This window comes from Apibacter muscae (assembly GCF_007845635.1).
Lineage (GTDB): Bacteria > Bacteroidota > Bacteroidia > Flavobacteriales > Weeksellaceae > Apibacter > Apibacter muscae.
This window is the reverse complement of record NZ_SELG01000031.1, coordinates 35,117-57,330: the sequence shown is the minus strand read 5'-3', so window position 1 is coordinate 57,330 and position 22,214 is coordinate 35,117. Positions and strand designations below refer to the sequence as shown.

The 22,214-nt window shown below is 30.7% G+C and carries 16 protein-coding genes; 12 read left to right on the top strand and 4 right to left on the bottom strand.

Annotated elements, in window-relative coordinates; all coding sequences use genetic code 11:
* Window positions 1-104 precede the first annotated feature (104 nt).
* Entirely contained in the window at window positions 105-1,073 is a 969-nt protein-coding gene (locus ETU08_RS04265; protein ID WP_185145278.1) for an acyltransferase family protein, read from the top strand.
* Here ETU08_RS04265 and ETU08_RS04260 read toward each other — a convergent pair.
* The 3 genes from ETU08_RS04260 to ileS are packed head-to-tail and all read right to left on the bottom strand — an operon-like array spanning window position 1,065 to window position 5,492.
* Window positions 1,065-1,709, bottom strand: a complete 645-nt coding sequence (locus tag ETU08_RS04260; protein WP_146261779.1) for a lipoprotein signal peptidase — start codon at window positions 1,707-1,709, stop codon at window positions 1,065-1,067. The genes ETU08_RS04265 and ETU08_RS04260 overlap by 9 nt on opposite strands.
* 1 nt (window position 1,710) lies before the next feature.
* Window positions 1,711-2,091, bottom strand: coding sequence for a TraR/DksA family transcriptional regulator (locus tag ETU08_RS04255; RefSeq protein WP_146261778.1), 381 nt, complete (start codon window positions 2,089-2,091; stop codon window positions 1,711-1,713).
* A 5-nt stretch (window positions 2,092-2,096) separates the two neighbouring features.
* A complete protein-coding gene (ileS, locus tag ETU08_RS04250) occupies window positions 2,097-5,492 on the bottom strand; it encodes an isoleucine--tRNA ligase (protein WP_146261777.1) in 3,396 nt (1,131 codons plus the stop codon).
* 225 nt (window positions 5,493-5,717) lie between these two features.
* Between ileS and ETU08_RS04245 the strand changes: the two genes are divergently transcribed.
* The 11 genes from ETU08_RS04245 (at window position 5,718) to ETU08_RS04195 (ending at window position 21,084) form a co-directional block, all read left to right on the top strand.
* Window positions 5,718-6,284 (top strand): YceI family protein, encoded by a 567-nt coding sequence (locus tag ETU08_RS04245; protein ID WP_146261776.1) that lies wholly within the window; start codon window positions 5,718-5,720, stop codon window positions 6,282-6,284.
* A gap of 121 nt (window positions 6,285-6,405) precedes the next feature.
* Window positions 6,406-7,392 carry a homocysteine S-methyltransferase family protein gene (locus tag ETU08_RS04240; RefSeq protein ID WP_246118426.1) on the top strand — a complete coding sequence of 329 codons (987 nt, stop codon included), beginning with the start codon at window positions 6,406-6,408 and terminating at the stop codon, window positions 7,390-7,392.
* Between the two features lie 68 nt (window positions 7,393-7,460).
* Window positions 7,461-8,150, top strand: a complete 690-nt coding sequence (locus ETU08_RS04235) for a superoxide dismutase (RefSeq protein WP_146261774.1) — start codon at window positions 7,461-7,463, stop codon at window positions 8,148-8,150.
* Between the two features lie 248 nt (window positions 8,151-8,398).
* Window positions 8,399-9,052 carry a DedA family protein gene (locus ETU08_RS04230; RefSeq protein WP_146261773.1) on the top strand — a complete coding sequence of 218 codons (654 nt, stop codon included), beginning with the start codon at window positions 8,399-8,401 and terminating at the stop codon, window positions 9,050-9,052.
* A gap of 25 nt (window positions 9,053-9,077) precedes the next feature.
* Entirely contained in the window at window positions 9,078-10,616 is a 1,539-nt protein-coding gene (locus ETU08_RS04225) for a dicarboxylate/amino acid:cation symporter (protein WP_260391062.1), read from the top strand.
* A gap of 97 nt (window positions 10,617-10,713) precedes the next feature.
* On the top strand, window positions 10,714-12,468 hold the full coding sequence (gene aspS / locus ETU08_RS04220; RefSeq protein WP_146261772.1) for an aspartate--tRNA ligase: 1,755 nt from the start codon (window positions 10,714-10,716) through the stop codon (window positions 12,466-12,468).
* 929 nt (window positions 12,469-13,397) lie between these two features.
* Window positions 13,398-14,084: a response regulator transcription factor gene (locus ETU08_RS04215; protein ID WP_146261771.1), complete on the top strand. Its 687-nt coding sequence runs from the start codon at window positions 13,398-13,400 to the stop codon at window positions 14,082-14,084.
* 4 nt (window positions 14,085-14,088) lie between these two features.
* A complete protein-coding gene (locus ETU08_RS04210; RefSeq protein ID WP_146261770.1) occupies window positions 14,089-15,456 on the top strand; it encodes a sensor histidine kinase in 1,368 nt (455 codons plus the stop codon).
* A 120-nt stretch (window positions 15,457-15,576) separates the two neighbouring features.
* Window positions 15,577-16,692, top strand: a complete 1,116-nt coding sequence (locus tag ETU08_RS04205) for an efflux RND transporter periplasmic adaptor subunit (protein WP_146261769.1) — start codon at window positions 15,577-15,579, stop codon at window positions 16,690-16,692.
* A 19-nt stretch (window positions 16,693-16,711) separates the two neighbouring features.
* Window positions 16,712-19,801: an efflux RND transporter permease subunit gene (locus ETU08_RS04200; RefSeq protein ID WP_146261768.1), complete on the top strand. Its 3,090-nt coding sequence runs from the start codon at window positions 16,712-16,714 to the stop codon at window positions 19,799-19,801.
* Window positions 19,802-19,806: 5 nt separating this feature from the next.
* The gene (locus ETU08_RS04195) at window positions 19,807-21,084 is read left to right on the top strand and encodes a TolC family protein (RefSeq protein WP_146261767.1); all 1,278 of its coding nucleotides are present in this window, start codon (window positions 19,807-19,809) and stop codon (window positions 21,082-21,084) included.
* A gap of 71 nt (window positions 21,085-21,155) precedes the next feature.
* Here ETU08_RS04195 and ETU08_RS04190 read toward each other — a convergent pair whose 3' ends face one another.
* On the bottom strand, window positions 21,156-22,013 hold the full coding sequence (locus ETU08_RS04190; RefSeq protein ID WP_260391061.1) for a hypothetical protein: 858 nt from the start codon (window positions 22,011-22,013) through the stop codon (window positions 21,156-21,158).
* Between the last annotated feature and the right edge of the window lie 201 nt (window positions 22,014-22,214).

The following is a 22,214-nucleotide window of genomic DNA, read 5'->3' as shown; positions in this document are numbered from 1 at the left end:
CTTGTTTAAAGGATATTTTATATTTCAATTAATCAAATAGACGAATAAAAATTTTTATTAATTATTTTATATAATATATTTGCGCAATATTATTATAAATCTGCGTGATAAGAAATCTTTATATCGATCTCATTAAAGGAATTGCTTGTATTGGAGTAATTTTTATTCATACTAGTTTTTGGTCTGGCGTTTCCTATGTTCCAGATTTTTTTAGAAGTGTTAGCCTGCTCATTGATGTACCCATATTTTTTTTATTAAGTGGATTAACCACATCAATAAACATTAAAAAGAATTTTATTAGGTTAGGCAAATTACAGTTATCGTACATGTTTTTTGTAACATTAATCTATTTTATACATGCCATATACACACAGAAAATCGACGTATATAAACTTTTGCTTTGGTGGGTACACGATTACTCAGACTCTTTTCCTTTACCTGTTGTTATGGGTTCTATGTGGTATCTTAAAATATATTTTTTTGTTGCGATTACAGCTCAATTAGTATTAAAATTTATAGCTGAAAAATATTACTTACCTTTATTGATTATATTATTTACGCTCATTAATTTTTTAACATGGATTTATAGGTATGAGTCAGGAGATATAGATTATGTAGTATTTTATCTATTTATATTTATGTTAGGATATTATTTTAAAAATAAAAATTTTAAAATAACTTATCTATATTTCACAATAGCTCTAGTAAGCTCATATTTTATAATTTTTTATATACTAGGAATTGATATATATTTAGACAATATAGATAAATTTCCACCTAACATTATTTATTTGTTGTATTCATTATTTTCCTTAACAGCTATATTATATCTTAAAGATAAAATAGTTATTCATAAGAGCAATTTTTTAATATACATAGGAAAAAATGCTATTTACTACTATTTTGCACAAGGCATTAGTGCTTCAATAATATTCCTATTTGTTTATCTATTAAGAAATATATTAGATTGGGCAACATTGTTACCAATGATGTTTATTACCAATCTAATACTTGCCATAATTTTTGCAGAAGGCATAAAAAAATTAGATAAATTATTTTTCAAATTATTTTAGCCACTCTTTAGGTAAAGCATTTGGTTTGAAGAAATATATTAATGCTAATAGAATTGCGCCAATGGTTATTGAGGAATCTGCAACATTAAAAATATAATTAAAAAATTGTATTCTATTTCCTCCCCAAATGGGAACCCAGCTAGGTAAATGTGTATCAATAATTGGGAAATGAAACATGTCTACCACGCATCCACCAAACAAAGGAGCATAACCTTTAAAATCTAATTTTGAAATTCCATGATATTCTGACCATGATTGACTTAAAGCATTATAAGTGGTCCCTGTATCAAACATAACACCATAGAAAATACTATCGATTAAATTTCCAATGGCACCTGCAAAAATTAATCCGGCAGGAATAATAAAATACCAAGAATTTGCTTTTTTTACCCACTTACTTATATAATAAGCCATAAAACTTATTAAAACCAAACGTAAAATGCTTAACCCAATTTTACCTAAAAATCCACCCAATTGAACGCCATAAGCCATTCCTGGATTTTCAACATAGGTAAGATTGCACCAACTTCCAATTATAGGAAGTTGTTCTCCCAAATGAAAATGAGTTTTTATATAAATTTTTGAAGCTTGATCAATAAATAATATGATAAAAGTAATCCAAAGAACTTTTTTCATGTTAGGATTGCATATTTTTTGCTTCAATACTTAGAGTTGCATGAGGAACTGCTTTCAATCTTTCTTTGTCAATGAGCTTTCCGGTAACTCTACAAATACCATAAGTTTTATTATTAATTCGTATTAAAGCATTTTTTAGGTCTCGAATGAATTTTTCTTGTCTTGATGCAAGCTGTGCATTACTTTCCTTACTCATAGTTTCAGATCCTTCTTCAAAGGCCTTAAATGTAGGAGAAGTATCATCTGTACCGTTATTTAAATCATTAACAAAAGATTCCTTTAACATAACTAAATCTTTCTCTGCGATTTCAATTTTATCTAAAATTAATTTACGGAATTCTTCCAATTCCTCATCTGAATATCTTAATCTATCTTCAGCCATAATAATTATATTTTTTTTAAGATTATATAAACTTGGTAGTCGTCTAATTCCAGTGCTGTACCATTAATAATGGAGTCCTTAAATAGGAATTGATCGGTCAATGTTTCAGAACAAATATATTCTTTATTTTGCTCAATAGCAGCTCTTATTTCTTGATCCGCTTGGATTTCTAAGGAAATTCGATCGGTTACTTCTAAACCATTATCTTTTCTCAAGTTTTGTATTCTATTTACCAATTCTCTAGAAATACCTTCTGATTTTAATTCTGGAGTAATTGTTATATCTAATGCAACGGTTAATCTCCCTTCTGTAGCAACAAGCCAACCAGTGATATCTTGGGTTCTAATTTCTACATCTTCAAGAGTTAAAACATAACCATGAATAGTTATATTTCCATTTGATTCAAATTCTTGAATTTGGGTATTCGTTAAATTCTGTAATTCTTGAGTTACCTGTTTTAAATCTTTCCCTAATTTAGGTCCTAAAGCTTTAAAGTTTGGCTTAACAGCTTTTACAATTAAATCAGAAGCTTCTTTAGCATTAAGTAATTGAACCTCTTTTACATTTACCTCTTGTTTGATTATAGGAATAATATTTTTTAAATCCGATTTATGATTTTCATCTAAAATTGGAATCATTATTTTTTGAAGAGGTTGACGCACTTTAATATTCTCCTTTTTTCTTAAAGAAAATACCATGCTAGTAATTTGTTGAGCTAGATGGGTTCTTTCTAGAAGAGATTGGTTAATATTTGAGTTCACCTTTACAGGAAATTCAGATAAGTGAACAGAAATGAAATTTTCTTTTTGAGTGATAGAGTTTAGATCTCTATACAAATGATCTGAGTAAAAAGGTGCGGCCGGAGACATCAATTTAGCTACGGTAAGCAAACAATGGTAAAGGGTTTGATAAGCAGAAATTTTATCTTGAGAATATTCACCTTTCCAAAAACGTCTTCGGGACAAACGTACGTACCAATTGCTTAAATTATCAATAACAAAAGTATTAATTGCTCTTAAAGCTTTAGTAGGCTCATAATCAGCATAAAAATTATCAACGGTTTCAATCAATAGATTAAGTTCAGACAATATCCATTGATCTAATTCATTTCTTTCAGGAAAAATTATATCTTCTTCTTTATAAACAAAACCATCCACATTTGCATATAAAGCGAAAAAAGAATAGGTATTATATAAAGTTCCAAATATTTTTCTTCTAACTTCATCAATTCCTTCCAGATCAAATTTTAAATTGTCCCAAGGTTGTGCGTTTGATATCATGTACCAACGAGTAGCATCAGGACCGTACTGATCCAAGGTCTCAAAAGGTTCTACCGCATTTCCTTTACTCTTAGACATTTTATTTCCTTTGCTGTCTAACACCAAGCCATTGGAAATAACATTTTTATAGGTTAAACTATCAAAAACCATAGTTCCAATAGCATGTAAGGTATAAAACCAACCACGAGTCTGATCTACGCCTTCTGCTATAAAATTTGCCGGATAAGAAATTTTATTATCAATCATTTCCCTATTTTCAAAAGGATAGTGCCATTGAGCATATGGCATGGAACCCGAATCGAACCAAACATCAATCAAATCAGTTTCACGTTTCATCGGTTTTCCGCTTTCTGAAACTAATATTATTTGATCTACGATATTCTTATGAAGATCTACTTGCTTATAATTATCTTCAGAATAATCACCGGCAACAAATCCATCATAAATATTCTTGTCCATAAAACCTGCTTTAACAGACTTATCAATCTCAATCATAAGTTCTTCTAATGAACCAATGATAATTTCTTCCTTAGCATCTTCCGTTCTCCATATAGGCAATGGGATTCCCCAGTATCTGGATCTAGACAAATTCCAATCATTGGCATTTTCTAACCAATGACCAAATCTCTTAGCACCCGTAGCTTCTGGTTTCCAGTTTATGGACTTATTCAATTCAACCATACGATCTCTAACTTCCGGGATTTTTATAAACCATGAATCCAGAGGATAGTACAATATTGGTTTATCCGTTCTCCAGCAATGCGGATAGCTATGTGTATATTTTTCTACTTTAAAAGCCTTATTATCAGTTTTTAAAAGGATAGCCAGTTCAACATCTGTAGAACGTTCAGGTGCTTCTCCCTCCATGTAGTATTCATTCTTTACATATCTTCCACCAAAAGGTTGAGGCAATAGGTCAATAAATTTACCCTGTAAATTTACTAAAGGTACGGGGTTATTATTTTCATCTAATACAAGCATTGGAGGAACTCCATAAGCTTTAGCCGCTTTGGCATCATCAGCACCAAATGTAGGGGCTGTATGTACAATTCCAGTTCCATCCTCAGTAGTTACAAAATCTCCACTAATTACTACAAAGGCTTTTTCAGCATCTTCATATGGAGTTGCCCATGGAAGCAATTGTTTATATCTAATACCTAAAAGTTGCTCTCCTTTGTAAGTAGATAAAATTTTATAAGGAATTTTTTTATCTTCAGGTTTAAAATTTTCAAAATCTGTATTAGAATCAGTTTCAAAAAACTTGTTATTGAACTGCTTGCTTACTAAAGATTTTGCTAGAATTACTTGAATAGGTTTAAATGTATATGGATTAAAGGTTTGAATTAAAACATAATCTATATTTTTTCCAACCGTTAATGCTGTATTAGAAGGCAACGTCCATGGAGTAGTTGTCCAAGCTAATAAATAAACAGCTCCGTCTACCTCATTAAACAAAGTGGTACTTTCTTTAATGACTTCAAACTGAGCAACAATCGTTGTATCCGTAATATCTTTATAGGCTCCGGGTAAACTTAATTCATGCGAAGATAAACCGGTTCCAGCTTTCGGTGAATAAGGTTGAATGGTATAACCTTTATATAGAAGATTTTTATTATAAATTTGTTTCAATAACCACCATACGCTTTCCATATATTTTGGATCGTAGGTAATATAAGGGTTTTCAGTATCCACCCAATACCCAATTCTTTCAGTCAATTGGTTCCAAACACTTGTGTAGCGCATCACTGCCTCTTTACAAGCCTTGTTATAATCTTCAACAGATATTTTTTTTCCAATGTCCTCCTTGGTAATTCCTAATTCTTTTTCAACCCCTAATTCAACCGGTAATCCATGAGTATCCCAGCCTGCTTTTCTATAAACTTGCTTTCCCTTTAATGTATGGTATCTACAAAAGATATCTTTAATGGTTCTAGCCATTACATGATGAATCCCTGGCATACCATTGGCAGAAGGAGGGCCTTCAAAAAAAACATATTGTGGATTTCCTTCTCTAGAAGTAATACTTTGTTTAAAAATGTTATTTTCTTTCCAAAAATTGGAAATTTCATTAGCAAATTTATTTAGGTCAAGCCCTTTATATTCCTGAAATTTATTACTCATTCTTCAATTATTGCCTAGGTGTGAAAAATTAATTTGCAAATATATAATAAAAAAATCATTGAAATTAGGTAATATTTTATTCTAATTTTTATATAAATCAATTTGATTCCTTCATGAACTTGTAAAAAGGAATTTAAAAGATTTTTATAGTGGATGGTAAATAATTATTCATGGAATATTTTTTGAATATTATAATAGAATTATCACTAAAAAACGAATAATTTTATGGGGTCTGATGTATTTAATCAGGATTTGTGTATTGTAAATTACAATGAAATATATTCAAAAGAATGGGGATTGAATAAACTCAATTCAAATTTTTTATTTTACGTTAAACATAATGGAATTTCAACATTAGAATTTGAGTTTTTTGAATTTGAAGCTACTTTATACTCACCAACGGGTAATTTAGATTATTTAGAACTTTATTTTACTGTTGATACTTCATCACTAAAGTCCAATATGCATTTTAGAGATGAGCATGTGAAATCTCCGTATTTTTTAAATTCTAAATTATTTCCTAGAATTACATTTTCAAGTACATCTAAATTTCTAGGTAAAAAATTAATAGGAGAATTAACTATTAAAGGTATTACTAAGAAAATAATTTTTAATCAGACATATTTAAATGGAACAAAAAACTCGATAAAGAATTCTATTCACTTAGAAATGACAACATCAATTAATATAGAAGACTTTGGGGTTAATTACAATAAAATTAACCCTCAAGGAATTTCTGTAGTGGATAAAAGTATTGAAATTCTATTAGATTTAGAATTTGATCAAATATAAATTAACGAAAATTTTGTTTTTAATAAATTCTTTGGATGCGGTATAAATTTTATCTTTGCTTTTAACCCTTTGGTAAGTCGTGGTTTATTTATATTGGCTAACAGGGATGAAAAATAAATTTATGCAAATAGAAGATATTTTAAAAGAAAAGATATTGATTTTAGATGGAGCCATGGGGACTATGATCCAGCAATACCAGTTGAAAGAAGAAGATTTTAGGGGTAGTCAATTTAAAACATGGCATAAAGATATAAAGGGGAATAATGATTTATTGTCCATCACGCAACCAGAAATTATTAAAAAGATTCATTTAGAATATTTTATAGCGGGAGCAGATATAGTAGAAACCAATACATTCAATTCTAACCGAATATCTATGGCAGATTATGATATGCAAGAGTATGTTCGGGAGTTAAATATTGAGTCTGTAAAAGTAGCGAATGAAGCTAGAGAGGAATATTATAAGAAATATGGAAATAAGCCACTTTTTATAGCGGGTTCTATAGGTCCCACATCTAAGACGGCCTCTATATCACCCAATGTAAATGACCCTGCGTATCGGGAGGTAGATTTTGATTTTCTTGCTGACATATATAAAGAACAAACCTTGGCTCTTATAGAAGGAGGAGCAGACCTATTATTGGTAGAAACAATTTTTGATACTTTAAATGCCAAAGCTGCATTTTTTGGTATAGAAGATGCCTTTATGGAAGCTAAAAAATCACTTCCTCTAATGGCATCTGGAACTATAACTGATGCTGCTGGGCGAACATTATCTGGACAAACCACCGAAGCATTCTTAACCTCAATATCCCATATACCTTTATTGTCTATCGGGCTCAATTGTGCTTTAGGAGCAGATCAACTTTTTCAATATTTAGAAATATTATCGAATAAAAGTCCATTTTTTATAAGCGCACATCCCAATGCGGGTTTACCCAATCCTTTGGGAGGATATGACGAGACTCCGGAAATGATGGCTGAGAAAGTTAAAGTGTATATGGAAAATCAACTTGTAAATATATTAGGAGGGTGTTGTGGAACAACTCCCGCACATATTAAATTATTTGCAGAAATGGCAGCAAAGTATAAACCTCGTACGTTATAAGAAAAAAAGATAAAAAAGATAAAAAAGATAAAAAGAAGTATATTTGGGATTAAATTAAAAATAGTCCAATGAAAATTAGTAACATTTTTTTTATTAGTATCTTATTATTAAGTTTACAGTTATCTGCACAATTTAGTTTACCAACTTTAAACTATAAGTACGATGAATTGCAACCGAGTATAGACTCAACCACGATGCGAATTCATTATTCCAAACACCATGCAGCCTATGTGAAAAATCTTAATGATGTTTTACAAAAATATCCGGAATATTCAGGTATGACTTTGGAAGAGTTAATAGCTAATATCAATCATTTACCTCAAGAAATTCGTATGGCAGTTCGTAATAATGGTGGAGGACACTATAACCATTCCTTATTTTGGTCAGTGTTAACCCCTCAAAAAAAATCAAAAATTGGAGGCCCTATTGTAAAAGAAATTAAAAAGCAATTTGGATCTGTGGAAGCTTTTAAGGAAGAATTTAACAAAGCAGCCGCCAGTCAATTTGGATCTGGTTGGGCATGGTTGCTAATAGATAAAGATGGAAATTTAAAAATATCCTCAACTGCGAATCAAGACAATCCATTAATGTTAGGGGTGGTTGATGTCAATGGCGCTCCAATTTTAGGTCTAGACGTTTGGGAACATGCATATTATTTAAACTACCAAAACAGAAGGGCTGATTATATAAAGAATTACTGGTATATCATCAATTGGGATGAAGTAAATAAGCGTTACCAAGAAGCAATTCGTAAATAGTACTTGCTTAACAACAATAAAAAGAGTTGGAAATTTCAATTTCCAACTCTTTTTATTTAAAATCTAATAATTATTACTTGATATACAAACAATGCAAAAATTTACTTAAAGTTTTTAGATGAAATTTAAGACTAAAATTTTGTCAATTTTAGCGTATAATTTGGAAAAGTAGATGATTTCATTATATTTGTAAAAATTAAAACTTTCTTTAGAAGGATACCGTCTTAATTTTTATAAAATTACTTTACATGGAATTCGTTTATGTCTTAATTGATTTTATTTTACATATTGATGCTCATTTAAGAGATTTAGTAAGAGATTACGGGTTATGGGTTTATCTCATCCTGTTTTTAATTATATTTTGTGAAACCGGTTTAGTGGTAACCCCCTTTTTACCGGGAGACTCATTGCTCTTTGTCGCAGGAGCTTTAGCAGCCATAGAAGATAATGGATTAAATGTTTATTTATTAACTATTTTGTTGGTTATTGCTGCAATTTTAGGAGACTCTATAAACTTTGAAATCGGCAAATATTTTGGACATAAGCTTTTTAGTAACCCGAATTCTAAAATTTTCAAGCAAAGTTATTTGAAAAAAACCAATGAATTTTACGATAAACACGGAGGTAAAACTATTATACTAGCAAGGTTTGTGCCTATAATTAGAACCTTTGCTCCTTTTGTGGCTGGTATGGGAAGAATGAATTATAAATTCTTTGTAAGGTATAATATTTTTGGTGGAGTCATTTGGGTATCCATATTTATATTCTTAGGATATTTTGTAGGAAATATACCTTGGATTCAAAAAAATCTAAAATTTTTAATAGTATTTATTATCGTTTTTTCATTGCTTCCAGGCATCATTGAGATAATTCGAAATAAATTAATCATAAATAAAAAATAAGTAATCTGTTGAATATATGTTTAATATGAAAAAAAGAAGTTTATATACGTTTTTAATTTTAATATTCCTAGCCATAAATATAATTATTTCTGTACGTCATTTATTATTTGGTGATACATCTTTAGCAAGATTTTTTATATCAACGTTCATACTAGTATTCGCATTAATTTACTACTTATCCAAGAAAATTTCAAAGGTTATACCTATATTTTTTGTATTTGCAATAGCTATGATTTATTCTTACTATATCTTTTTTGGAGGATTATCTGAATCCTTATTATTTTATTGCAGATGGATTGCAGTAGTAGCATTACTAGTTTATGGTATAAATAAGAAAAATTTGACAACTTGGATATTTGTGTCCTTAATTTTAGGAGCCTGTATAGGTTTTGATTTTCCAACCTTAGGTAAAAATTTAGAAATACTAAGTCAAATATTTTTAAAGCTTATAAAAACCTTAATTGCTCCATTAATATTTGCAACCTTAGTACATGGTATTGCAGGGCATTCTGACCTAAAACAAGTAGGAAGAATGGGATGGAAATCTTTGGTTTATTTTGAATTGGTAACCACTATAGCACTTTTTATTGGTTTAGCTGCTATAAACCTTACCCAAGCAGGGGTTGGAACTAAGCATGTTGAAACAGGACATACTCAATTGCCACAAGTTGCACACCAAACTTGGCAAGACATAGTTTTACACATATTCCCTGAAAATTTTGCAAAATCCATTGCAGAAGGTCAAGTATTACAGATCGTAGTATTTAGTATTATCTTCGGAATAGGATTAATTATGGTTGAAGAAAAAAAGAGAGCATTTATGGTGAATTTCACGGATAGCTTGGCAGAAACCATGTTTAAATTCACTAACGTAGTTATGTATTTTGCTCCTTTAGGTGTTTTAGGTTCAATCGCTTATACCGTGGCACATATGGGACTGGATGCACTGCTTCCTTTATTGAAATTATTACTTACTTTATACGGAGCTTTAATTGTTTTTGTTTTATTGGTTTTCATTCCTATCGCATTGCTTATAAAAATGCCAATGAAACGCTTCTTTAGAGAAATTGGAGAAGTTGCCTCCATAGCCTTTTCTACAGCTAGTTCAGAGGCAGCTTTGCCAAAAGCTATGGAAGCCATGGAAAAATTAGGAGTACCCAGAAAAATAATAGCTTTTGTTATGCCTACAGGTTATACTTTTAATTTAGATGGTACAACCTTGTATTTATCACTAGCAAGTGTATTCGTTGCGCAAGCAGCAGGAATGCATATGACTTTTGAACATCAAATCCTGATGGTATTAATTTTAATAGTTACGAGTAAAGGGGTGGCCGGTGTGCCAAGAGCATCGTTAGTAATTCTTATGGGAACTGCAGCCTCTTTTGGATTGCCGGAATGGCCAATACTTATGATTTTAGGGATAGATACACTTATGGATATGGCTAGAACTACGGTAAATGTAATTGGGAATTGTTTAGCCTCTGCTGTAGTAGCTAAATGGGAAGGCGAATTTGATCCGTACGGAGAAACTCAAAACTTAGAACAAGAGCAGATAAAATCTTAAACGTATATATTAATAGACTTAATTAAAATTACATATATAGTATTATATATGTAATTTTGTATTTATACCTCAAACCCCAAAAAAAAGAATCAAAAGAATGTACAGAACACACAATTGCGGAGAACTCAACGAATCAAATATAGGGACAACTGTAACACTTTGTGGTTGGGTTCAAATTGTAAGAGATATGGGATACGTAACTTGGATAGATCTTAGAGATCGTTACGGAATTACCCAATTAGTTTTTGACGAAGAAAGATCAAATCAAGAATTATTAGAGCAAGTTAGAACCCTTGGTCGAGAATTTGTCATTCAAGTCAAAGGTGAAGTTATCGAACGATCCAGTAAAAATCCTCAGATACCTACTGGTGGGATTGAGATTCTTACAAAGACATTAACAATCTTAAACTCATCCTTAGTTCCACCATTTACCATTGAAGATAAAACCGATGGAGGAGAGGAGTTAAGAATGAAATACAGATATTTAGACATAAGGAGAAATCCTGTAAAAGAAAATCTTATATTTAGGAGCAAGGTAGCACAATTAATAAGAAATTATTTAGCTCAAAATGATTTTATAGAGGTAGAAACTCCTGTATTAATTAAATCTACCCCGGAAGGGGCAAGAGACTTTGTAGTCCCTTCAAGATTAAATCCGGGGCAGTTTTACGCCTTGCCACAATCCCCTCAAACTTTTAAACAATTGTTGATGGTTGGAGGATTAGACAAGTATTTCCAAATCGTAAAGTGTTTTAGAGATGAGGATTTGCGTGCCGATAGGCAACCTGAGTTTACGCAAGTGGATTGCGAAATGTCATTTGTTAATCAAGAAGATATAATAAATACCTTTGAAGGATTAACTAAACTCCTTTTAAAAGAATTAATAGGGGTTGATATACCAAAATTTCCAAGAATAACCTATGATGAAGCCATGAAGAAATATGGCAACGATAAACCAGACATTCGTTTTGGAATGGAATTTATAGAATTTAACGAAGAATTGAAAAATAGTGGATTTAAGATTTTTGATGAAGCTGAATTAATAGTAGGTATAAATGTTGAAAATTGCGCAAAATATACTCGGAAGCAATTGGATGAATTAACGGAATGGGTGAAAAGACCTCAAGTAGGTGCCAATGGTTTGATTTATATAAAATATAATCAAGACGGTTCCATAAAATCCTCTATTGATAAATTTTATACGGAAGATCAATTAAAAGTAGTCTTAAATAAGTCTAACTCAAAACCTGGTGATTTAATGTTGATTCTTTCGGGTATTTCAAAAAAAGTTAGACCACAGCTAAGTGCATTACGGATGGAAATGGCAGAACGTTTGGGGCTTAGGAATCCCAAAAATTTTGCTCCTTTATGGGTTATAGATTTCCCACTTTTAGATTGGGATGAAGATGAAAATAGATACGTAGCTATGCATCATCCCTTTACCTCCCCTAAAGAAGAAGATATTACTTTATTAGACTCAGATCCAAGTAAAGCTAGAGCAAATGCCTACGATTTAGTCTTAAACGGAAATGAAATAGGAGGTGGTTCTGTAAGAATATTTAATGATGAACTTCAGTCCAAAATGTTTTCCTTGTTGGGCTTTTCTCAAGAAGAAGCTAATAATCAATTTGGATTTCTTATGAATGCTTTTAAATTCGGAGCACCACCGCATGCAGGAATTGCTTTAGGTTTTGATCGGTTAGTGGCAATTCTAGGCGGGCAGGAAGTCATTAGAGACTATATAGCTTTTCCGAAAAACAATGCAGGAAGAGACGTTATGATTGATACACCTTCCCTAATTAGTAAAGAGCAAATGAAAGAATTAGGAATTTTAAATAAAGTAAATATATAATTTAATTTTAAAAACATTTTTTTTAGAAAATAATTAAGCATTAATAAAAAAAGTAAAATTTTGTATCTTATAATTATACTATCAACTGTTCTTATGCAATTCTAAGTTTAAATTAAAAAATATTCACCCCCATATATAATTTTTTACTGGATATGTAAAATATATTATATATAGAAATATAAATCCCATGTATACAAAAGAATAGTTTAAATGAATTGATGTAATTTGATTTAGTTGAAACAAATTTTAGTAATAGAGATGTTTGGAAATTTAATAAGTTATAACTTTTATAACAGTTATAATAATTTTAAAATGGCTACTGGAAGTGTTATGAAATGTATCCTTTCACATTTGATATAGATAAAATTTTTTAGAACTAAAAGAATAGTTCTTGTCGCTAAATATTTTTAAAAAAGTTTTTGTGGCTTCAAAAAAAAATGAGGTGCTTGCTGTAGCCTTATAATAAATTGCAAAAGAGCAAGCAGTATTTTTTATAGTTCAGCTTCGAATATATTGGTAAGAAGAAAACATAGTATGACATTGCTTTAAGAAATCTTAAGAAATGAGGTAATAGCAAATAGAGATGCATATGAATCATTACAAAATATAAATGATTGATAGTTATTATTTTAAGTTTATTCAGGGAATATTTATGGATTTAATTATTAAAATGGATTCTTAAGTACTTCAAATATTTCGTCTTTTGTTTATATAATACTAATATATCTTTACCAAAAATTTTATAACATCTGGTTTTATAATTTAAAATTCTATAATGTTTGAGGATGCAATTAGAGGGATGTTTTCATAAAAAATGAAAAATTCATTAATAAGTAAAGATATCTAATCTATTTAAACTCAAAAAAACATATCCAACTCGTTGGATATGTTTTTTTTTATAATCAAATTTGCGTATACCAAAACAGTAAATGGTTAGAAATACAGCAAGCATACTACTAATTGAAGACGATATAAGAATTTCTGAACTTATAAAAAAAGCTTTAGATGAAGAGGCGTTTATAATTACACAGGCTTTTGATGGTATAGTAGGTGAAGAACTAGCTTTGAACAAAGACTACGAATTAGTGATAACAGATATATTATTACCCAGTAAAAACGGACTGGAAATTTGTAAAACTTTAAAAAATATCAAGCCATATTTACCCATTATAATGTTAACGGCGCTGGGGACTACAGACGATAAAGTAGAAGGATTTGATTCTGGCGCAGATGATTATTTGGTAAAACCTTTTGAAATTCGTGAGTTAGTTGTAAGAATTCGTGCCTTACTAAAAAGACATGAAAAATTAGGAAATAATTTTTTATTGAAATGTGAAGATTTAGAAATGAATCTACAAACTAAGATTGTAAAAAGAGGTAATATTGAAATAAAATTAACTCCTAAAGAATTTAAATTATTGGAATTTTTTCTAAAAAACCAAGGCAGAGTAATTCCAAGATTAGAAATTGCCGAGAAAGTTTGGGGAACCTATTTTGATACGGGTACAAATTTCATAGATGTATATATAAATTACTTAAGAAAGAAAATAGACAAAGGATACAATAAAAAATTGTTGCATACCCAGTCAGGTATGGGATTCATTTTAAAAGCATAGAGGAATGAAAATTCGTAATCGATTAACTCTATTATTTACACTTATTTCAGTAAGTATTCTAATTTTTTTTTCAGTAATTATTTACTTTACAGCCAAAAAAAATAGAAGTAATGAATTTTACGAATTACTTACCAAGGAAGCGATTACAAAATTCAATTTGTTTATAGATGCAAAGGTTCCTCCTCAAATACTTCAAAATATATACTACAATAATTCTCAAATTATAGATGAGGTAGAAGTAGCCATATACGATGAAAATTATACACTTGTTTATCACGATGCAATAGATATAGATTTTGTGAAAGAAACTCGTTCTATGTTAGATGAAATTAAGGTTAAAGGAGAACTTAAATTTTATCAAGATCAGTGGCAGGTGATAGGTTTAAAACATAAATTTAAAAACAAAACCTATATAATTACAGCGGCTGCTTACGATCAATTTGGTTACAAGGAACTTCATCTATTATTAAAAAACTCTATTTTTTTAATAGTTATTTCCATTTTCTTTATCTACCTCACCGGTTATTATTTTGTAAAGAGAATTTTTCAACCCATAACGGAGATGACGGATAATATAAATGAAATTTCAGCCAATCGTTTGGATTATCGTTTAAAGATCAATAAGAACAAAGATGAATTAACTAAATTGGCTCAAACTTTCAATCAAATGTTGGATCGGTTAGAAAATTCTTTTGATTCCCAAAAAAAATTTGTTTCCAATATTTCACACGAAATAAGAACTCCTTTAGCCGCTATAATTACAGAAATAGAAATAGCACTACAAAGAGAAAATACTACAGAAGATTATCAAACCACTTTGCATAAAGCATGGATGGATGCAAATAAAATAGTAAAACTGTCCAACAATTTATTGGATTTTGCCAAAGCAAGTTACGATCCTTCACAAATAGCTATTAAACCTGTACGAATAGATGAAATATTATTGGATAGTTGTGAACAAGTAAAAAGAATAAATAATAACTATCGTATCAATCTTTCCTTTGAAAATGAATTTCACGAAGAAAATGAGATTCATGTAAATGGGAATGAATATCTTTTAAAAGTTGCTTTTGCAAATTTAATTGAAAACGGATGTAAATTTTCTCAAGATCATAAAACACAAGTAAGCATACTAATAGTTAACTCAAAGATTGAAATTCGTTTCAAGGATGAAGGTATAGGTATAAGTAGGCAAGAAATAAAAAAAATTTTTAAAACCTTTTATAGAGGAAACAATAAAGAATGGGCGCAAGGGAGTGGAATAGGCTTATCTTTAGCCGAGAAGATAATAAAACTTCATGGTGGAGAAATCATTGTTTCAAGCAAAATAAATTTGGGAACCACATTTACAGTTATACTTTCTCATCTATAATTTTCTAATAAAATTCTAATTTTTTTTTAAAAGACTTCCTATAAGAAATTATCGAATACTACTTACTTTTGCAATTGATTAAATATTTGATTGCGAAAACAATAATAGATTAGGAGGATTATGATAAAAAAAATAAATATAAGTATACTGTTAGCAGTAGTGACAGTCTTATTCTCATGCCACAAAAGTACCTATGAAGAAACTCCTAAAAATTTCATAATTGAAGGTCAAACCCTTGTACTTCCAGAGGGTTCTAATATAATACCCAAAATTAAGACTGAAAAAGCAGTCGTTGGAGAATATAGCCCTAGTATTAGTACAGTTGGAACAGTGCGTGCAATACCAACCAATTATGCAGAAATTTTACCCCCTTTTTCAGGTAGGGTTTTAAAATCATATGTAAATCTTGGTGAAAAAGTGGTAGCAGGAGCCCCGTTATTTTCAATAAGTTCTCCTGATTTTTTTAATGCACAAAAAGAATATTTTGATTCTAAACAAGAATTGGCTTTGGCACAGACCAATTTAAAACGTCAACAAGATCTTTTTAATCATGGGGTAGGTATAAAACGAGAGTTAGAAGAAGCTCATACAGACGTTCTAACTAAAAAATCGGCACTTGAAAATGCAGTAGCAGCATTAAAAACATACAATGTTAATCTTTCTAATATGTCATTGGGGCAGCCATTAGTAGTTACTTCACCCATTGCCGGAGAAATAGTTACTAATAATATTATTATGGGAGAGTATCTTAAAGAAGATTCTGAGCCTATAGTGAAAATAGCAGAACTAAGTAAAGTGTGGATTGTAGGGCAAGTGAAAGAAAAAAACATGAGCTTTTTGCATAATTTAAAAAAGGTGGAAATTAAGACAGAAGCCTTGCCCGGAGAAACCTTGTATGGTAAGATTTATCACATTAATGAAATGATAGATGAAAGTACCAGAAGTGTTGAAGTTTTTGTGGAAAGCGATAATTCAGATAGAAATTTAAAACCTGGAATGTATGTTAATGTTCTTTTTTCTGATTCTCCAACCTCTGCCATAATTGTACCTGCAAAAGCAATATTACAAAATAGCGAAAATCAATTTGTATATGTGCAAGTAGGGAAGAATAAGTACATTAAAAAAGAAGTTGTCACAGAAAACATATCAGAAGATAAAGTTAGAATAAAATCTGGCTTAAAACCTGGAGATACGTATGTAAATGAAGGAGGCATTTATTTATTAGATGCGCAATAAACTATAAAGAATAAGACCGATGTATAAAATAATAGTAACAGCCATAGATAAACGCTGGGTAATGGTAATATTATTCAGTTTATTAGCAGCCTTTGGGTATTATTCATGGAAACAGCTATCCATTGAAGCCTATCCAGACATAGCAGATGTTACCTCTCAGGTAGTAACTCAAGTTCCTGGATTGGCAGCCGAAGAGGTTGAACAGCAAATAACCATACCTATAGAAAGAGCTTTAAATGGTCTTCCAGGAATGAATGTTATGCGAAGTAAAAGTACCTTTGGTTTGTCTATAATTACCATAGTTTTTAATGACGGAGTGGAAGATTATTGGGCAAGAACAAGAATACAGGAAAGATTAAATGAAGTGGAATTGCCCTATAGTGCTGTTCCTGAATTAGATCCTTTAACTTCGCCTATTGGGGAAATCTATAGATATATTATTGAAAGTGACAACCACGATCTAAGAGAACTTACGGATTTACAAAATTTTGTTATTATTCCAAGAATTAAACAAGTCTCTGGAATCGCAGATGTTACTAATTTTGGAGGTATTACCACCCAATTTCAAATAGAACTAAATCCACAGAAATTAGATCAATACAATTTAACCCTCTCAGAGGTTACTGAAACCATTGAAAATAACAATGTTAGCGCCGGAGGCAGTGTATTGCCTAGAGGAGATTTAGGATATGTAATCAGAGGCATAGGATTAGTCAAAGATTTATCAGATTTAGGTAAAATAGTTGTTAAATCAGAAAATGGAGTTCCTGTATTGCTAAATGATATTGGAGATTTGAAGTATGGAAATATTGAAAGAAAAGGAATACTAGGATATACCGATAAAAATAGGAATTATTCAGAAAGCATAGAAGGAGTAGTTCTACTATTAAAAGGAGAAAATCCATCCGTAGTACTAGAAGAAGTTCATAAAGCAATTCATGAATTAAACGATGAAACTTTACCCAAAGGAGTTAAAATTCACCCATTCATGGATAGAACCGAATTGGTTAACACTACATTAAATACGGTTTCTCATACGCTTTTAGAAGGAGTAACCCTAGTTGTAATCGTTTTAATTGTTTTTTTAGGAAGTTGGAGAGGTGCATTGTTGGTAGCTATAACCATACCTCTTTCCTTATTAATTGCATTTATTCTAATGCATTTTACTAATATTCCTGCCAACCTATTATCCCTAGGAGCCATAGATTTTGGGATAATTGTAGATGGAGCGATTGTTATGATGGAAACTATACTGAAGAGAAGAGAAGAACACCCAAATGAAACTTTTAAAGAGAAAACCATAGCTCAGCGAGCAACGGAAGTAGCTAAGCCTATTTTATTCTCCACACTTATTATAATTACAGCCTACCTACCTTTGTTTGCTTTTGAAAGAGTAGAAAAAAAATTATTTACACCTATGGCATTTACAGTAGGCTACGCCTTATTTGGAGCTTTATTGGTAGCACTACTATTAATCCCCGGTTTAGCATATGTAATTTATAAAAAACCTCAAAAAATTTATCATAATCGTTGGCTTGAAAAGCTAACCAACATTTATCACAATTGCATAAAAAAAATTATGCAAAAGCCAAAGAAAATATTTATACCCTTATCCATAGTTCTTCTAGTTACGGGGGGGCTTACTTATATAGTTGGGAAGGATTTTTTACCGCCGTTAGATGAAGGTTCCATATGGTTACAAGTTCAATTACCTCCAGGAATTTCATTAGAAAAATCTAAAGAACTAAGTGATGAACTAAGAGCTAAAACCATGAAATATGGAGAAGTAACCTATGTAATGGTTCAAGCTGGAAGAAATGATGATGGAACAGATCCTTGGACCGCTTCTCATTTTGAAGTTTCAGTAGGCTTAAAGCCCTATAAAGAATGGCCCAAAGGAAAAACCAAATACGACTTAATTAATGAGTTGGAGAAAGAATATGAAAAAATGCCCGGATATACCGTTGGTTTCTCGCAACCCATGATTGATGGAGTAATGGATAAAATTTCAGGTGCACATAGTGAACTAGTTGTTAAAGTATATGGAGATGATTTTAAAGAAACTCGTAGGATTTCAGAGGATATTATGAAAACTTTAAAAACTGTAGATGGTGCCGTTGATTTAGCCATAGATCAAGAACCCCCTTTACCACAATTACAAATTGTAGCCAATAGAGATAAGATTGCACAGTATGGGTTAAATGTTTCCGATGTAGCAGAACTAATAGAAGTTGCTATTGGAGGGAAAGCAATTTCTCAAATTTTCATAGGGAACAAAGTGTATGATATTATTTGTAGATACAACGAAGAAAGTAGAAATTCACCGGATAAAATAGCCAACTTAATGTTAACATCTTCCACCGGAGCAAAAATTCCATTATCACAAGTGGCAGATATAAAGTTAAGTACCGGCGAGAGTACCATAACCAGAGAAATGAATAAACGACATTTAACTGTAAAATTAAACATAAGAAATAGGGATTTAAGTGAACTTTTAAAGGATGCCCAAAAAAAGATTGAAGAACAAGTAAAATATGATCACAAAAAATATCATATCAAATGGGGTGGACAATTTGAAAATCAAAACAGAGCAGATGCACGTTTAGCAGTGATTGTTCCTATAACGTTAGCCATAATATTTGTAATGCTATATGCCGCCTTTGGCAAATTCCGCCTAGCCGCCTTACTTTTGAGTATTGTCCCTATGGCTTTATTTGGAGGTATGTTAGCGCTTAATATTAGAGGAATGACGCTAAATGTATCATCAGCCGTAGGGTTTATTGCCCTATCAGGAATAGCTATTCAAAATGGGGTAATTATGGTTTCGCATATTAATGTTCTTAGAAAAGAAGGAATAAATCTTTTACAAGCAGTCATAGAGGGAGCAAAGCACCGTTTTAGACCAGTGTTAATGACAGCTACCGTAGCTGTATTAGGACTGTTTCCGGCCTCATTGGCTACCGGTATAGGTTCAGATGTACAAAGACCTTTAGCAACAGTAATTGTTTACGGATTGTTATTTTCAACTATAATAACCTTATTTGCACTTCCAGCCTTATATTATATGATTGAAAAAAGGTTTGACCCAAACAAAACTAAAACTTCTTAAACGGTATGAAAATAATAAAATCCATATTTTTTACAGCTTCGTTTTTAATAAACATTTTACACACTCAATCGCAAACACGGCAAGAAGTAGAAAGTCAAATAATTACCTATAGCGAGTTTATAAAGCAAGTTGCGGAAAATAATCTGGAATATGCCGCCGAAAAATTTAATGTAAGTTTAGCAGAAGCTGAAATTGATGTTGCTAAAATAATTCCAGATGTAGAACTTGGTTTAGAGGGAGGAAGCAATAATAAAAGCATGGGGAATTCTATGGAAATAGGATTGGGATGGACCATAGAATTAGGAGGCAAAAGAAAAGCTAGAATTAATCTAGCTAAAAGTGAAGTGGAGCTAAACAAGTATTTATTACAAAATTTTTATAATAATCTTAGAGCAGATGCAACATTGCTTTACTTACAAACCTTGCAAAACAAACAACTATTAGACGTACAAAAAAGATCTTATGATATGTTAGAACAATTGGCAAAGTCTGACAGTTTACGTTATAAGCTAGGTGTAATCGCGCATATTGATGCAAGACAAAGTAAATTTGAAGCACAGTCTATGCTTAATGAGATTTATGAAGCAGAAACGGAGTGGCAAAATTCGATAATAAATTTATCCCTGGTTATGGGAAAATCTCAAACAGATCAATGGTGGATGACAGAAGGGGACTTAAATAAATTTGATAGAAATTTTGATCTTTCGCAATTAATAACAACAGCGCAAAACAATAGAGCAGACGCAATGGCTGGGATACAAAATGTAAAAGTTTCAGAAGAAATGTTAAAACTAGCCAATGCCAATAGAATCATGGATCTAGGAATAAGTGCTGGACTACAGCTCAATGGTAAAGCCACGAATGAAGAAGCTCCATCTCCTTATCATACAGGGGTTGTTGCGGGATTAAATATTCCACTACGTTTTCTTAATAATAGAAAAGGAGAAAAAAAGATTGCAGAATATACGATACAAAAATCAAATCTTGAATACAAACAAATTGAATTACAAATTCAAACAGAAATAACTCAAGCCTATAATAATTATAATACCTCTCAAAAACAAGTAAAACAATTTAAAGATCATTTGTTAAAACAGGCTGAAGAAATTTTAAAAGGTAAAATGTATAGTTATCAAAGAGGAGAGACATCATTATTGGAGTTGTTAGATGCGCAAAGAACCCATAATGATGTACAAAAAAGCTATTACGAAACTATTTTCAACTACGCATCTTCCTTAATTGAATTGGAAAGAGTATCAGGAATATGGGATATTGAATTTTAATAAATATTTATAACTAAAAAAAGCATTAGGAACTAATTCCTAATGCTTTTTTTAGTATTCTAGTAAAAATATTATTTAAAAGAAGCAGCAATTTCTTCTAATGCTTTCGGATTAGATACTGCTTTATCTACATCTTGTAAAATAAAATTACCCGGCTCATTTCCCTTAGCTAAAGGCAATTGATTAGGGATTTTAGGAGTTTCTCCAAATAAAAATTTATAAATTACAATAGAATTTAAAAAGCCAGCATCATTTAAAGGGTGTTTAGAATTATCTGTATTACGTAATAGGTCTTTGCCATCTTTTACAGCAGTATAACCCTTATCATTGTTGTAGGCAGAAGCTAATATAGTTCCTATAGGTAATACCTCAGCATTAGTCAATTGTTTAGCAACCTCTTGTGCACGTTTGCTTAAATGATCTTTAATGCTATTAAAATCACTATCTGTAACATTAAATGGAGAAGCTAGTTCATAAATATATGTAGCAACCTCTGGACTGTTTTTTGAAATAAGCTCAATTACTTTTTTACTGTCATTTAGATATTCATCTGTCTCATCAATAGCAACAGGAGTAGATTCTTGAATAATTACATAATCGAAGTAATTTCCATCTGTATCCTTCTTAGCAAATAACTTTTCAGCTTTGCTTTTATTATAAGATAAAATTTTATCAACGCTTACACCCATTTCCAATAATGTTTCTATTTCAACTTTTTTATCATTGGCTTTGGCTAAGGCCTCAAGAATTTTTGGATAGCTAATTATAAACTCTGTATGGCTATTACCCACGAATAAAACTCTTATAGGACCTTCTGATTTAGGTGGGGTTGGTTTTTTGTAAGTAATTTCTTCTTGTTTAGTAGATTCATTCTTGTCTCCTGATTTACAAGAAATTAAATAAAAATTAATAATTAATGTGAATAACAATAATTTTTTTATAGTATTTTATATTTTTCACAAAAATATAAAAAATATTGTATTAATTGAATTAATCTTTAACATTATACAATATTGTCTTTACAAACATTTTAAATTTTTGTGAGTTACAAAATATATAAAGTTAAATAGTAGATATTGTGTTTAGATGAAAGTAAATATTCTTAAACATATAAAGTTATTCATCTTTAT

Coding starts and splice junctions, on each gene's coding strand:
- ETU08_RS04215 (WP_146261771.1), top strand. CDS start 13,398: ATGGTTAGAAATACAGCAAGCATACTACTAATTGAAGACGATATAAGA.
- ETU08_RS04210 (WP_146261770.1), top strand. CDS start 14,089: ATGAAAATTCGTAATCGATTAACTCTATTATTTACACTTATTTCAGTA.
- ETU08_RS04240 (WP_246118426.1), top strand. CDS start 6,406: ATGCAAATAGAAGATATTTTAAAAGAAAAGATATTGATTTTAGATGGA.
- ETU08_RS04195 (WP_146261767.1), top strand. CDS start 19,807: ATGAAAATAATAAAATCCATATTTTTTACAGCTTCGTTTTTAATAAAC.
- ETU08_RS04225 (WP_260391062.1), top strand. CDS start 9,078: ATGAAAAAAAGAAGTTTATATACGTTTTTAATTTTAATATTCCTAGCC.
- aspS (WP_146261772.1), top strand. CDS start 10,714: ATGTACAGAACACACAATTGCGGAGAACTCAACGAATCAAATATAGGG.
- ileS (WP_146261777.1), bottom strand. CDS start 5,492: ATGAGTAATAAATTTCAGGAATATAAAGGGCTTGACCTAAATAAATTT.
- ETU08_RS04230 (WP_146261773.1), top strand. CDS start 8,399: ATGGAATTCGTTTATGTCTTAATTGATTTTATTTTACATATTGATGCT.
- ETU08_RS04235 (WP_146261774.1), top strand. CDS start 7,461: ATGAAAATTAGTAACATTTTTTTTATTAGTATCTTATTATTAAGTTTA.
- ETU08_RS04205 (WP_146261769.1), top strand. CDS start 15,577: ATGATAAAAAAAATAAATATAAGTATACTGTTAGCAGTAGTGACAGTC.
- ETU08_RS04200 (WP_146261768.1), top strand. CDS start 16,712: ATGTATAAAATAATAGTAACAGCCATAGATAAACGCTGGGTAATGGTA.
- ETU08_RS04245 (WP_146261776.1), top strand. CDS start 5,718: ATGGGGTCTGATGTATTTAATCAGGATTTGTGTATTGTAAATTACAAT.
- ETU08_RS04260 (WP_146261779.1), bottom strand. CDS start 1,709: ATGAAAAAAGTTCTTTGGATTACTTTTATCATATTATTTATTGATCAA.
- ETU08_RS04255 (WP_146261778.1), bottom strand. CDS start 2,091: ATGGCTGAAGATAGATTAAGATATTCAGATGAGGAATTGGAAGAATTC.